Raw genomic sequence first — 12,749 nt, 5'->3', positions numbered from 1 at the left:
GGTCCTGCACAACCTCGCGTTCCAGGACGGGAACCGGCTTCGGCCCATCATCAACCGCGCCTCGATTGCCGAGATGGTGGTTCCGTACGGCGATCCCTCCCCGGTGCGGTCCTGGCAGAACTACTTCGACACCGGCGAATACCTGGTGGGCCAGTACGCCAACTCACTCGAACTCGGCTGCGACTGCCTGGGCGAGATCACCTACCTCAGCCCCGTAATCAGCGATGCTGTGGGCAATCCGCGCGAAATCCGGAACGGCATCTGCATGCACGAGGAGGACTGGGGGATCCTGGCCAAACACAGCGACCTGTGGAGCGGGATCAACTACACCCGCCGCAACCGCCGGCTGGTGATCTCCTTCTTCACCACCGTGGGCAACTACGATTACGGGTTCTACTGGTACCTGTACCTGGACGGCACCATCGAATTCGAGGCCAAGGCCACCGGCGTGGTGTTCACCAGCGCCTTTCCCGAGGGCGGGTCGGACAACATCTCCCAGCTCGCCCCGGGCCTGGGCGCACCCTTCCACCAGCACCTCTTCAGCGCCCGGCTGGACATGGCCGTGGACGGCTTCACCAACCGGGTGGTGGAAGAGGACGTAGTCCGGCAGGCCATGGGCGAAGGCAATGAGCGCGGCAACGCCTTCACCCGCAAGCGCACGGTCCTGGCCCGCGAATCCGATGGCGTCCGCGAGGCCGACGCCAAGGCCGGCCGGACCTGGATCATTTCCAACCCGGAGTCCCGCAACCGGCTGGGTGAGCCGGTGGGCTACAAGCTCCATTCCCAGAACCAGCCCACTTTGCTGGCGGACCCGGACTCATCCATCGCCAGGCGGGCAGTTTTCGCCACCAAGGACCTCTGGGTCACCCGCTACGCCGAGGACGAGCGGTATCCCACGGGCGACTTTGTGAACCAGCACCCCGGTGGGGCCGGCCTGCCGGCCTACGTGGCGCAGGACCGGGACCTCGACGGCCAGGACCTGGTGGTGTGGCACACCTTTGGCCTCACCCACTTCCCACGGGTGGAGGACTGGCCCATCATGCCGGTGGACACCGTAGGCTTCAAGCTCCGGCCCGAAGGCTTCTTTGACCGCAGCCCGGTGCTGGACGTCCCCGCCGGCACAAGCGCCGCCTGCCACGCCGAGGCCGGCGGTGCGCCATCCACCTCCTGCCACTGAAGCCGCCGGCCGCAGCGGGCCCGGTCCTGCACCGCAGGCTGTGCGCCGGGCTGACTGCGGTGTCCTGCGCGGTGCACCTGTGGCTCGCGGCCGCAGGGAACCACGGAGCCTGGCTGGGCGTGCTGATGGTGCTGCTGGCCGCTATCTGTGTCCCCTGCGCCGTCCATATCTGGCGGCACGGTGCCGTGCGGCCGCTCCGGCAGATTGCCGGGGCGGCGGTGCTGATGGTGGCCGTGCACAGCGTCCTGCTGCTGGGCGCGGGAGGTGCCGGCCACGCCCACGGCGGGGGCCCGGCGTCGTCCGCTTCCCCTGCAGTCGGTGCCGGGCCGCTGCTGCTGGTGATCGGGCTGGAACTGGGCACGGCACTGCTCGCGGCAACACTGGTGGCAAGACTGCGCGCCGCGGCAGGATTCCCCTCGCGAGATGGCATTTGACGGCAATGTTTGCCGCCGGGACTGCCGCGAAGTGCCATCTCGCGGGGAACTGCGCCGGGTTAGGCAACCGGGTCAGGGCGTCCGCAGCACCTGGTGGAACGCGTAGGCGCCGTTGCTCCAGACCACAAACAGCAGCGGTGCGGGGGCCAAGGCAATGCCCAGCACCGGCTGCAGCAGCGCGGCGGAGGCGATAATCCCCAGCAGGACCAGCATGGCCAGGCTCAGGTACCAGCGCTGCAGGCAGAGGTAGAGCGAGGCCTTGAGCAGGGCTTTCAACCCGGCCCCGGGCAGCAGGACGGTGCCCGCCGCTGCCGTCACGGTGACGCCCACGGTGACGGCGGCGGCCACAACGATCAGCGGAGCCAGCACCGCGGCGGCGGGCATGGACTGGACAATCACCAGGTCCACGCCGAGGAACAGGAGCGCCGCCACGGCGGCCAGGCCCAGCGGGGCCGTCCGCCGGAACGCGGCTGCGTAGCCGCGCAGGAAGGCGGCGACCGGCTTGACCGCGCCGCCGTCGCCGTTCAGTGCCTGGAAGGCCGCGAACAGGCCGGCCAGCGACGGCGGGACCGTCACCGAGAGCGCCAGGAAAAACGGCCACGCCGCCAGCGGATCGGCCACCAGGGCCAGGCAGAGCACCAGCGGCGCGTTGGCCAGTGCCAGCAGCATATTCCCGGCCAGGAAGGTGTAGATGAAGCCGAAGATGCTGCCAAACGCCTCGAAGCCCGGACTGGGCACGCGGCCCAGCAGCCCGCGCCGCCCGGCTCCTCCCACGGCGGTCATCCCTTCATGCCGCTCGTGGCGATGCCCTGGATGAAGTACCGCTGGCCGATCAGGAAGATCACCAGGATGGGGATCACCGAGATGACGGACCCGGTCATGATCATGGCGTATTCGGCGTCGAACTGGCCCACGAAGGAACGCAGGCCCAGCTGGACCGTCCAGAGCCGGTTGGACGTGAGGTAGATGAACGGTCCCATGTAGTCGTTCCACGTGTTCACAAACGTCAGCAGCGCCAGGCTGGCCAGGGCCGGCTTGGACAGCGGCAGTATCACGCGCGCCCAGATGCCGTACTCGCTCAGGCCATCGATGCGGGCGGCCTCGCAGAGTTCATCCGGGATGGTCATGTAGTACTGCCGCATCAGGAACACCCCGAACGCGCCGAACGCCTGCAGCAGGATCAGGGCGTTGAAGCTGTTGGTCAGCCCCAGGTTTTGCATCATGATGTACTGCGGCACCATGTAGGCCTGCCACGGCACGGCGATGGTGCCGATATACGCCAGGAACAGCACGTCCCGGCCGGGGAAGCGGACCTTGGAGAAGCCGTAGGCGGCCAGCGAACCGGTCAGCACCTGCAGGCACGTGATGATCACTGCCAGGTAGAGCGAGTTCTGCAGGTAGCCCAGCATGGGGATCCGGGTCCAGATGTCCGTGTAGTTGCTCCACACAAAATCGCTGGGAATCCATTGGATGGGGACGGTGAGGACCTGGTTGTTTTCCTTCAGCGACGAGGACAGCATCCAGAAGAAGGGCACCATCAGCGCCACAACCAGCACGGCCAGCACGCCGTAGATCACCACGTCGGTGGTGCGCTTCTTCCGTTCGCGCGGTGATTCCCGTTGCGTACGACGCCGGTCTTCCGGAGCAGGTGCCGGGGCGCCGCTGAGGAAGGGTGCCTCTGCCTTGAGGTCTTCGGCCATGTTGGTCATCAGCGTTCCCTCCGCTGTTGAAGCTTGAACTGCAGGACGGTGATGGACAGCACGATCAGGAACAGCACCAGGGAGATGGCCGACGAATAGCCGAACTTCCCTTCGCCGATGCCCTCCTGGTAGATGAGCTGGGACAGCACGGTGGTGGCGCGCCCGGGCCCGCCGTTGGTCATCACCACAATCAGGTCGAAGACCTTGAAGCTGGACACCGTCAGCATGACCACCACAAAAAATGTGGTGGGCCGCAGGGACGGGATGGTGACGTTCCAGAACCGCTGCCAGCCGCTGGCGCCGTCCACCTCGGCTGCCTCATACAGTTCCGTGGGGATGGCCTGCAGGCCGGCCAGGTACAGGATCATGTAATAGCCCATGTCCCGCCACACGCTGGTGATGATCACTGCCGGCATGGCCCAGTCGGAGCTGGAGGTCCAGCCCGGAGCCTCGGCGATGCCGATCGCATTCAGGAACTGGTTGATGGGTCCGTTGTCCGGGCTGAACAACATGTTCCAGACCACTGCCACCGCCACCAGGGAGGTGATGTAGGGGAAGAAGATGGCCACCCGGAAAAAGCCGATCCCCTTGAGCTTGCGGTTAAGCAGCATGGCCAGGCCCAGGGCCAGGGCCATGGTGAGGGGCACGTGGCCCAGCGCGTAGACCACGGTGTTGCGCAGGGCCACCCAGAACGTGTCGCTCTGGAGCATCCGCTGGAAGTTTTCCAGGCCCACCCAGCGCGGTGCCGTGAACGAGGTCCATTCCATAAATGAGAGCGCGAACGCCGCGATGACGGGGATAAGGGTGAAGGCCAGGAAGCCCAGGAAGTTCGGCAGGATGAAGGTCCAGCCGATCAGCGTGTTGCGCCGCGCCTGTTTGCGGTTGCCCCGGCTGACGGGCACCGGTGCGGGTGTCAGTGTTTCGGTGGTCATGGCGGAAGCTACTTGCCGAGGACTTCGCCTGTGACGCGCTTGCCCATTTCGGCGATGCCATCCGCCACCGGGCGCTCGCCCACCATGATGAGGTCGTGCTCCTGGTTCAGGATCTTGTCCACGGCGCCGGATTTGTCGCTGACGGGCATTTCCAGGGCGGTCTTGTCCGGGGTGAAGGCCTTCTTGGACAGCTCATCGGAGGGCAGGCCCTCGAGCTGGAAGTAGGCGTCGGTGACGGCGTCGTTCTGCAGGGCGGGGACCACGCCGATCTTCGAAATGACCTTCGCGCCCTCTTCCCCGGCGGCCCATTCGATGAACTTCTTTGCTTCGTCGGAGTGCTGGGCGTTTTTGTTGACGGCGAACGCGGTGGGCGAACCGAACGTGGTGACCTTGCCGTCGTCGGACTTCTGCGGCAGCGGCGCCAGGCCCCAGTCCACGTTGGTTTTGCCGTCCTTCTTGGCCTGCAGGAAGCCGGCGATGTACCAGGTGCCCATGGGCATCATGGCTGCCTGGCCGGTCTCGAACATGGTCCGGTAGCTGGTCTTCTGGCTCTTGGCCGTACCGAAGTCCAGGGTGGCGCCGCTCTTCTGCAGGTCCAGGGCGGTGTTGTACTGGTCCTCGAAGAAGCCGTAGTCGCCGCCGTTCTGGTCGCCGTCGTTCTGCGCCGCGGCGATGGCCTGGACCACCGAACGCCAGATGTGGTGGTACGTGCCGTAGGTGGTTTTGCCGTCGGCGTTGGTGGTGAGCTTCTTGGCCAGCGCCGAGTATTCGTCCCAGGTCAGGTTGGCCGGGTTGTCCACGCCGGCGGCCTTGAGGAGTTCCTTGTTGTAGTAGAGCAGCCAGAAGTCCTGGCGGTAGGGGGCGGCGAAGTACTTGCCGTCGATGTTGAAGGCATCCAGTCCTGCAAGCGAATCCTTGCCCACGGTGTCCACCACGCCGTTGATTTCCTGCAACTGGCCGTTGTTGGCGTAGCGGGCGTAGTCGATCACGTTTTTCATGGTCAGGACGTCGGTGGTGTCGCCGCCGGCCAGCATGGTGGTGACCTTCTGCGGGTAGTCGTCGGCCAGGATGTCCACGGGCTCAATGTCGATGGCCGGGTTCGCTGCCTCGTAGCTGTCGAACAGGGCCTTGAACTCGGGGGTTCCTTCGTAGTTCCACACGGACACGGTCAGGCGGGTTTTGCCTTCCTGTCCCTGTTCTTCGGCGGGGCCGGCTGCGCCGGCGCAGCCGGTCAGGCCCAGCCCGGCGGTGACTGCCAGGGCCAGTGCGGCGAGAGTGGTGCGCTTCATTGCGTTCTCCTTAAGGGGATTTTGGTGGTGCCGCGGATGCGGCGGTGATGCCGGGTCAGGCGCTGAGGGAGAGATCTTCGGAAACCACCTGGGCCAGCAGCTGGCGGCCGGTGAGGTAGCGTTCCAGGTCGTTGAGGGCGGCATCGGACATCCGCCGGGTTTCGGTGCCGAGCGAGCCGGCGATGTGCGGGGTGATCACCACGTTGGGCAGTGAATAGAGGACCGAGTCCGCAGGCAGCGGTTCCGGCTCGGTCACGTCGAGCAGGGCGTTGATCCGGCCGGTGGCGCACTCCGCCTCCAGCGCCGCGGTGTCCACCAGGGAGCCGCGGGCGGTGTTGATCAGGGTGGCGTGGTCCTTCATGGCGCGCAGTTCCAGGCCGCCCAGCATGTGCCGGGTCTCCGGCAGGGCGGGGGCGTGGACGCTGACCACGTCGGAGGCGGCCAGCAGCTCCGGCAGGGTTACCAGCGTCCCACCGGCGGCTGCCACGGCTGCAGGGTCGGCGTGCGGGTCGCTGACCAGGCAGGTCACATCCTGCAGCTGCTGGACCAGTTGGACCACACGGCGGCCGATCCGGGAAAAGCCGATCACGCCGATGGTACGGCCGATATTCCCCAGCTCGCCCCGGCGGGTGGTGTAGCTCCAGTCCGTCCTGAAGGTCCGGGCATCGTTGGCCAGGACGTGGGCCTTCTTTCCCGCCAGCACGATCGAGGCGAAAGTGAACTCCGCCACGGGGATGGCGTTGGCATCGGCGCCGTTGGTCACCAGGATGCCGCGGTCCCAGAGTTCCTGGCTGACGAAGCTGCGGACAGTCCCGGCGCAGTGGAACACCGCCTTGAGCCTGGGCAGGCGGTCCAGGGTTTCCTTATCCAAGGCGGGAACCCCCCAGCTGGTGAGCAGGATTTCCACCTCTGCCAGCCGGTCCGCGAGGCCCGGATCCGTCAGGGAAGCGGTCCAGGGCGTGCTGCCAAGGTCCACCATTGAGGCCAGGCGCTCCAGCCGGGCGGCGTCGAACTGATCGGAGTAGGTTTCGCTGTTCATCACCAGCATTGCCTTGGGTTTAGCCGGCATTCGGGCCTCCTTTTCCGTTCTTGGGAACTGCTCCAGACCGGGCAGTTCATGGCTTGCATCACATCTGGAATCCAGTACATACTCATGAACAGCACAGTTCAACCAAGCCATTCGTACTCAATCTGAAACGATCACAGTCGAACAAAAGAAGAGTTTCCCCGATGACGTCCCAGCACGGCTCTCCCGAACTCCCTCCCGCCTTTCCGTTGGCGGCCGCGTGGGGCGATACCGCTTCCGTCGGCAACCTGGTGTCCCTGCTGGCCGGCGCCCGCGGGCGGCTGGCGGCTCCCGCCGTCGGCGATCCTGCATGGTGCGCGGCGGCAGGACCGCGCACCGGCCAACTGCAGCGGGACGCCCGGGCGGAACGCGGCACACCGTGGCCGCAGCCCCTGGTGTCCCACTACGCCCGGTATTTCCGGGACGGCAACCGCACCGCCTACGAGGGGCTGGTGGGCGCCCGGCAGCAGCGGCTGACGCGTGCGGTGGTACTGGCACTGGCAGCGCAGCCCGGCCAAAACCCTGACCCGGAGGGACCGTCGGGGGCAGCACCGGCCTGGCTGGATGAAGTGATCGACGGCGCCTTCCTGCTTTGCGAACAAAGCTCGTGGAGCTGGGCCGCGCACGAGGACGTGTTCACCCGCACGGGGGACGTGCTGCCGGATCTGGACCGGCCTTATCTTGACCTGGGCGCCGGGGAAGTGGCGGCGCAGCTGGCCTGGCTGGACCTGGTGCTGGGTGCCGAACTGGACGGCAGGGCGCCGGGACTGCGGCGCCGGATCCGGGACGAGGTGCTTTCCCGCGTGATCCGGCCCTTCCTGGACCGGCTGGACTGGCACTGGCTTGGCCTGGACGGCGATGTCCACAACTGGAACCCCTGGATCCATTCCAACCTCCTGGCCGCTGCGCTGTTCCTGGTTGACGACCCCGGGGTCCGGGCCCTGACTGTTGCTCGGTGCATCGAAGGCCTGGACCGGTTCCTGGCCGCCATCCCGGCTGACGGGGCCATCGATGAGGGTTTTGCCTACTGGTGGAACGGCGCGGGCAGGGCGCTGGAGGGACTCTCGCTGCTCACGGAGGCAACCGGCGGGGCGCTCGACGCCGACCTGCCGGTGGTCCGCGAAATGGCGGCCTTCCCGCACCGGATGCACATCGGCGGCAGCTGGTACCTGAACGTGGCGGACGGTCCGGCGCAGGCAGCTCCGGCGCTGCCGTGGAGCATGCTGCGCCGGTGGGCCGGCCAGCTGGGCAACGCCGACGCGGCAGCGCACGCCGAAGGCGCAGACTCCGGGGAGCCGGCGCCGGCCGCGGGCCTGGGCAGGATGTTGCGGCCGATCCTGGCCGCCGGCGCCCATGGAGTGGCAGCTGGACCATCCGTCGGCGAGGGAGCCGGTCCGGGCTCCGGCTCCGTGGTCGGCGCGGGGTACCCGCTGGTGCCGTTCGCCTACCTGCCCTCGGTGCAGGTGATGGTGGCCCGCGAAACTGCCGGCAGCAGCACCGGACTGTTCCTGGCAGCCAAGGGCGGGCACAACGGCGAGCACCACAACCATCGCGACGTGGGATCCGTGGTGGTGGCCGTGGACGGTGTGCCGCTGCTGGTGGATGCCGGTCAGCCCACATACACGGCCCAAACGTTTGGGCCCGACAGGTACAGCATCCGCGCCATGCAGAGTGCCTGGCACAGCGTCCCGGCACCCGCCGGGCAGGAGCAGGGCACCGGCAAGGAGTTTGCCGCGCACGTTGTCCACGTGCCGGCTGCCGGGAATCCCGTGCTGGGACTGGAACTGGGGGCCGCCTATGGGCTGGCCCCCGGGCAGTGGGTCCGCACCGCGGCCCTGGACCGTGACGCCCGGCAGGTACGGGTGACCGACACCTGGGACCTGGCTGCTGCACCGCAGGAAGGCGCGGCCGGGGACGGTACCTCCATCACCTACCTTGCTGCCGGAACCGTGCGGATCGGCACCGGCGCCCACGCCGGCACCGCAACAATATCGCCGGCAGGGATCCCCGTACCCGTACCCGTCCCCGGAACCGGCGCAACGCCCGGCAACCCTGCCACCCGCGGCGCCGCCCTGCGCTGGGAGCCGGAATCCGCCGTCGTGCTGGTGGACGAATGGCAGCTCGACGACCCGCTCCTGGCCGGCGTCTGGGGTGCCAGGCTGACCCGCCTGCGCTTCAGGATGTCCGCCGACAACCGCGCCGCCGGCGCATTCACCCTCACCGTGGAGGCCACACCATGAGCACCCCGCCAGCATCCGTCCCCGCCGGGAAGTCCCTGTTTTCACTTCAGCGCAGGGAGCGCCTCATGGAGGAACTCCGGGCCCACGGCGCCATCACTGTCCGGGGGATCGCGGCCAAACTGGGTGTCAGCGAACTGACCATCCGGCGGGACGTGAACATCCTGGCGGACGAGGGCCTGGTGTCCCGGGTGCACGGCGGCGCCACCCTCCGCAGCCCACTGGACCGGTCGGCGGCGGCCAGGCCGGCGTCGAACAGCTACTCCATCGGCATGGTGGTGCCCTCGCTGGACTACTACTGGCCGCAGGTGATCAGCGGCGCCCGGGCCGAAGCCGAAGAGCAGAACCTGAGGATCCTGGTCCGCGGCTCCGCCTACGACGCCGCCGACAACCGCCGGCAGGTGCAGGCACTGCTGGACACCCAGAACATCGACGGCCTGATCGTGGCACCGGACATGACCGGCGAACACGGCCGTGAACTGCTCCGCTGGCTCAACACGCTGCCCATCCCCGTGGTCCTCGCCGAACGCCGGCCGCCCGCGGAGGTTCCGGCGCACCGCCTCGAGTGGGTGGCCACTGACCACTCGTTCGGAGCCGGCATGGCCGTGCGGCACCTGTGGCAGGAGGGGCACCGGCAGATCGGCTGCCTCACGGACTCCGCGAGTCCCACCAGCCCACACGTGGTGCGCGGCTGGCGGCAGGCCCTGGCCGCCATGAAGATCCCGCTGGAAGGCTCGGTCCATGAGGACTCGGCCACGCAGGGCCCGGGCGGCAGGGCGGAACATTTCGACCACGTCCTTGAACTCTGCCGTGTCACCGGAACCACCGCCATGCTGGTCCATTCGGACACCCAGGCGGTGGCGTTTGTGCAGCACTGCGTGGACCGCGGCCTGCAGGTTCCCGGGGACATGGCGGTGGTGGGCTACGACGACGAGGTGGCCTACCTCGCCGAACCCGCCATCTCCGCCGTTCGGCCGCCCAAGCAGTATGTGGGGAAAGTGGCGGTGCAGCTGATGGCCGCGCGGCTCGCAGAGGGAAGGCAGCGGCCCGTGCACCGGGTCGGCCTCAACCCCGACCTGATCCTGCGCGACTCCTCCGTGGGAGCGCCCCGCGTCCCCGCCGCCGGCCTGCTGCAGGAAACGCTGTGATGGCGGGGGCAACGCCGGCACGTCCCACGGCGCTGCTGCTCAGCGGGACCGGCCGCTACGCCGACCCGTGGCATCCCTTTGCGGAAACCTCCGCAGCGCTCGCGGACCTCCTCCGGGAGGCAGGGTTCGACGCCGTCCTGCCGCCGGACGTGGACGCCGCACTGGCTGCGTTGGCGGACCTGCCCAGCGCGGACCTGCCGGCCCTCCTCGCCATCAACGTGGGCCTGCCGCGGGACGGCGCACCCTCGCCCGGGACGCCGCAGGCCGCTGCCGGGTTGTCCCGCTGGCTCCGGCTGGGCAGGCCCCTGCTGGCGTCCCATTCCAGCGCCACCAGTTTCACCGACCTGCCCGAATGGGAGGACGGGTTGGGCGGACGGTGGATCCGGGGTACGTCCATGCACCCCGACTACGGCCCGGCGGCCATCTCGGTCCGGCCGGAGTCCGGACCCGTGGTGGCGGGCATCCCGGACTTTGTGCTGCCCGATGAGAAATACAGCTACCTGCGCACCGCGCCGGGCATCACCGTGCACGCCACGCACGTCCACAACGGCCTGGACCATCCCACCGTGTGGTCGCTGGAGCGCCCGGGCGCAGGCAGCGGCGGCTCCGGCCGCACTGTGTACGACGCGCTGGGCCATGACGCCGCCTCCTACGCCTCACCCGAACACCGCAGGCTGCTGCGCCAGGCCATCGGCTGGCTCACCGCCGGCAGCCCGGACGGCGCGCAAGCCCCGGCCCCCGCATGACCCGGCTCCTGCCAACCTGTTTCTGACCAGGCGCCTGCCGCCGATCCACCGCCCCTGCCACCGACCCGCCAGGACACCATGACCCATCGTGCCGCCCCGCCCGCCCTTGTCCTTCCGCCCCTGGACCGGAAACTGTCCCCGCTCACCGGCCTGACCCGCGACCATTGGTGCGCCTACGCGGACCATATGCTGCGGTCCGCGCACCGGTTTGCCACCCCCGACCACGCCAACCTCTACCTTCCCGGCGCCAGCAGCGCCTACGGCCCGCGCAGCGATTCGCTGGAGGCCTTCGCCCGCACATTCCTGCTGGCGTCCTTCCGGCTGGCCGGTGACCCGGACGGAACCGGCTGGCTGGCCGACTGGTACGCAGCAGGCCTCGACGCCGGCACCAACCCGGCCAATCCGGACCGGTGGCCCACACCCGGCGAGCTGGGGCAGGCCAAGGTGGAGGCGGCGTCGTTGGCTGTTGGCCTGGCCCTGACCCGGGACGTGCTGTGGGACAAACTGTCGCAGCGGGTCCAGGAACAGCTGGTGGCCTGGTTCGAGACGGTGATCGGCGAGGAGTACCCGCCCATCAACTGGGTGTGGTTCCAGATTGTGGTGGAGACGTTCCTGGCCAGCGTGGGCGGCCGGTACTCCGACGCCGATATCGACGCCGGCCTGGCAACCCACGATGCCCTCTACCGCGGCCACGGCTGGTTTGCCGACGGCCCCGAACGCGCCTACGACCATTACGTGGGCTGGGCCTTCCACGTCTATCCGCAGCTGCTGCAGCTGATGGCGCCGCAGGACCCCCGGGTCCGGGCCCGGCGGGACCTCGACGGCGGTCGGCTGGCGGATTTCCTGGCCGACGCCATCCACCTGGTGGGCGGCAACGGGGCCCCGCTGATCCAGGGCCGCAGCCTGATCTACCGCTTCGCCGCCGCGGCGCCGTTCTGGTCCGGCCAGCTGCTGGGCCAGACGCGGCTGAGTCCCGGGGTGTCCCGGCGGGCGGCGTCCGGGATCCTGTCCTACTTCATGGAGCGGGACGCCCTCACCCCGGACGGGCTGCTCTCCATCGGCTGGCACGGCGAGTTCCCCGGCATGAAGCAGTCCTACTCCGGTTCCGGGTCGCCGTACTGGGCAGCGAAGGGCATGATGGGCCTGGCCCTGCCCGCGGATCACCCCGTGTGGACTGCCGTGGAGGAGCCCTTGCCGGTGGAGGCGGCGGACACCCGGCGGCTGATTGCCGCCCCTGGCTGGCAGGTAAACGGCACGGTGGCGGACGGCGTGGTGCGGGTCCGGAACCACGGCACCGACCACGCCAACCCCGGGAGCACGGTGGCGGATTCGCCGCTGTATGCCCGGCTTGGCTACTCCACCCACACCTTCCCGGACCTGGCACCGGAATCCCTGGACAACGCGGTGGTGCTGCAGTCCGGGTCCGGGCAGCTGACGCACCGGACCGGCTTTACCGTCCTGGCGCAGGCGGACCTTGATGGTGTCCTGTTGGGCGCATCCCGGTTCACGGCGCACTGGATTTCCGTGGACCCCAACGCCGGCCCCGACCATGGCAGCGGCGCAGCCGGCGTGGCGGTCGCCGGGCCCGAGGCCACCGTGGTGTCGCTGACCCGCGGGGCGGTGGAGCTGCGGCTGGTGCGGCTCCGCGGGACGGCCGCCGCCGGGGCGGATTCCCGCCTGCGGATAGGCGGCTGGCCGGTGGACCAGGATGGTGCGGATTCCGTTTTGAGCAGGATCCTGGCCGCGCCTTGTGCCGGCGGGCCACTGGACGACGCCGGCACCTGGGTCCGGGAGGCCGCGCACCCCATGGGGGAGCGGCTCACCATCCCCTGGGTTGGTACCGCCGGCGCCGCCCGCGACGGTGACTATGCCGCCGTCGTGGGCCTGGGCGGTGCCGGGCTGGAGCGGGAACTTGCCGGCGCGCGGTGGTCCGACGGCGGCAGCTTTGTGTTTGCCGACGGCACCGCCGTGGACCCCGCGGCGGTGTGGGCGCGGCTGGAATAGCGCCGCAGGTTCCCTG

At 68.8% G+C, this 12,749-nt stretch carries 11 protein-coding genes; 6 read left to right on the top strand and 5 right to left on the bottom strand.

The features are described from left to right. Both ASF72_RS20835 and ASF72_RS00705 read left to right on the top strand, forming a co-directional pair. Positions 1-1,177: copper amine oxidase (locus ASF72_RS20835; RefSeq protein WP_442854142.1), on the top strand; the 1,177-nt coding region annotated here is incomplete at its 5' end. Between the two features lie 71 nt (positions 1,178-1,248). Beyond that, on the top strand, positions 1,249-1,611 hold the full coding sequence (locus ASF72_RS00705; RefSeq protein WP_327019580.1) for a hypothetical protein: 363 nt from the start codon (positions 1,249-1,251) through the stop codon (positions 1,609-1,611). Positions 1,612-1,683: 72 nt separating this feature from the next. Here ASF72_RS00705 and ASF72_RS00700 read toward each other — a convergent pair whose 3' ends face one another. The 5 genes from ASF72_RS00700 to ASF72_RS00680 are packed head-to-tail and all read right to left on the bottom strand — an operon-like array spanning position 1,684 to position 6,601. Beyond that, on the bottom strand, positions 1,684-2,394 hold the full coding sequence (locus tag ASF72_RS00700; protein ID WP_056595635.1) for a hypothetical protein: 711 nt from the start codon (positions 2,392-2,394) through the stop codon (positions 1,684-1,686). Beyond that, on the bottom strand, positions 2,391-3,320 hold the full coding sequence (locus ASF72_RS00695) for a carbohydrate ABC transporter permease (RefSeq protein ID WP_050686347.1): 930 nt from the start codon (positions 3,318-3,320) through the stop codon (positions 2,391-2,393). Before ASF72_RS00695 ends, ASF72_RS00700 begins: the two co-directional genes overlap by 4 nt. After that, the gene (locus ASF72_RS00690) at positions 3,320-4,243 is read right to left on the bottom strand and encodes a carbohydrate ABC transporter permease (RefSeq protein ID WP_056595632.1); all 924 of its coding nucleotides are present in this window, start codon (positions 4,241-4,243) and stop codon (positions 3,320-3,322) included. Before ASF72_RS00690 ends, ASF72_RS00695 begins: the two co-directional genes overlap by 1 nt. An 8-nt stretch (positions 4,244-4,251) precedes the next feature. Next, positions 4,252-5,532, bottom strand: a complete 1,281-nt coding sequence (locus ASF72_RS00685) for an ABC transporter substrate-binding protein (RefSeq protein WP_050686352.1) — start codon at positions 5,530-5,532, stop codon at positions 4,252-4,254. A 55-nt stretch (positions 5,533-5,587) separates the two neighbouring features. Then, positions 5,588-6,601, bottom strand: coding sequence for a hydroxyacid dehydrogenase (locus ASF72_RS00680; RefSeq protein ID WP_056595629.1), 1,014 nt, complete (start codon positions 6,599-6,601; stop codon positions 5,588-5,590). 161 nt (positions 6,602-6,762) lie between these two features. Here ASF72_RS00680 and ASF72_RS00675 point away from each other — a divergent pair, with 161 nt between their 5' ends. From ASF72_RS00675 to ASF72_RS00660, 4 genes are all read left to right on the top strand, one after another. Further along, the gene (locus ASF72_RS00675; protein ID WP_082483872.1) at positions 6,763-8,838 is read left to right on the top strand and encodes a heparinase II/III family protein; all 2,076 of its coding nucleotides are present in this window, start codon (positions 6,763-6,765) and stop codon (positions 8,836-8,838) included. Further along, the gene (locus tag ASF72_RS00670; protein ID WP_056595626.1) at positions 8,835-9,983 is read left to right on the top strand and encodes a LacI family DNA-binding transcriptional regulator; all 1,149 of its coding nucleotides are present in this window, start codon (positions 8,835-8,837) and stop codon (positions 9,981-9,983) included. The genes ASF72_RS00675 and ASF72_RS00670 overlap by 4 nt, the downstream gene beginning before the upstream one ends. After that, complete coding sequence (locus ASF72_RS00665; protein WP_056595624.1) at positions 9,983-10,729, top strand: ThuA domain-containing protein; 747 nt, start codon at positions 9,983-9,985, stop codon at positions 10,727-10,729. Before ASF72_RS00670 ends, ASF72_RS00665 begins: the two co-directional genes overlap by 1 nt. Before the next feature lie 78 nt (positions 10,730-10,807). Then, positions 10,808-12,733, top strand: a complete 1,926-nt coding sequence (locus tag ASF72_RS00660) for a DUF2264 domain-containing protein (RefSeq protein ID WP_056595621.1) — start codon at positions 10,808-10,810, stop codon at positions 12,731-12,733. Positions 12,734-12,749 lie beyond the last annotated feature (16 nt).

The organism is Arthrobacter sp. Leaf141, assembly GCF_001424565.1.
Classification (GTDB): Bacteria; Actinomycetota; Actinomycetes; order Actinomycetales; family Micrococcaceae; genus Arthrobacter.
The sequence above is the reverse complement of the archived record's forward strand: the minus strand, read 5'-3'. Positions and strand labels throughout refer to the sequence as shown.